Here is a 918-nt window from a genome sequence, read left to right as displayed (position 1 = left end):
CGCGGTGTGCGCCGCGGCCCTCGAGCGGGTCGACATGGGCGGCCTCGAGGGGCGCCCCTGGCGCACGCTCTCGGGCGGCGAGCGCCAGCGTGTGCAGGTCGCACGGGTCCTCGCGCAGCAGCCCCGCGGCCTGCTCCTGGACGAGCCCACCAACCATCTCGACGTCCAGCACCAGTTCGAGCTCCTGGACCTCCTCGCGGCCACCGGCCTCACGGTCGTGGTCGTCCTGCACGACCTGGGCCTCGCGGCGCGGTACTGCGACTCCCTCGTCGTGCTGCGCGAGGGCCGGCTCGAGGCTCAGGGCCCGCCTCAGCAGACGCTCACCCCGGACCTCATCGAGAAGGTCTTCCGCGTGCGGGCCGAGGTCTGGGCGGACGGCGGCAGCACCGCGGTCCGCCTGCTCGGCAGCGCAGGTCGGGAGATCGGAGGAGCCCGCTCGGTGCGCGCACCAGCTCCGTGACGCTCGCTGTCACGAGGCCTCCCTGAGGCGCGCCACGCACGAGCGGTGGAGGATGGCGGGGTGCTGCTCGCCGACGTCGCCGCCGCCTCCCTCGACCTCGCCGCCACGCGATCACGCCTGGCCAAGCGCGCCCGGCTCGTCGAGGTGCTCCGTCGCACGGACCCCGCGGAGGTCCCGGTCGTGGCCCGGTACCTCGCCGGCGAGCTGCGTCAGCGTCGCACCGGGCTGGGGTGGCGCTCCCTCGCCTCCCTGCCCGGGCCGGCTGCCGAGCCCTCCCTCGAGGTGCTCGCGGTCGACGACCTCTTCGAGCGGATGTCACGACTGGCTGGCACCGGCTCGGCGACCGCACGCTCGACGATGGCCGCCGAGCTGTTCGCCGCCGCGACCGAGCCCGAGCAGCGTCTGCTGCGCGGGCTGGTGACCGGGGAGCTCCGGCAGGGGGCCCTCGACGCCCTGCT

Annotated in this window: 1 protein-coding gene and 1 pseudogene; both read left to right on the top strand. The window is 75.6% G+C overall.

Annotated elements, in window-relative coordinates; translation table 11 throughout:
- A partial coding sequence (locus L0B03_RS18465) for an ABC transporter ATP-binding protein (protein ID WP_250448548.1) occupies window positions 1–460 on the top strand: 460 nt, incomplete at its 5' end.
- A gap of 60 nt (window positions 461–520) precedes the next feature.
- Window positions 521–918, top strand: a pseudogene (locus L0B03_RS18460) (ATP-dependent DNA ligase); the annotation flags it as partial.

The sequence above is a fragment of the Actinotalea sp. C106 genome (assembly GCF_023630195.1).
Lineage (GTDB): Bacteria > Actinomycetota > Actinomycetes > Actinomycetales > Cellulomonadaceae > Actinotalea.
This window is presented reverse-complemented; position numbering and strand designations above follow the sequence as displayed.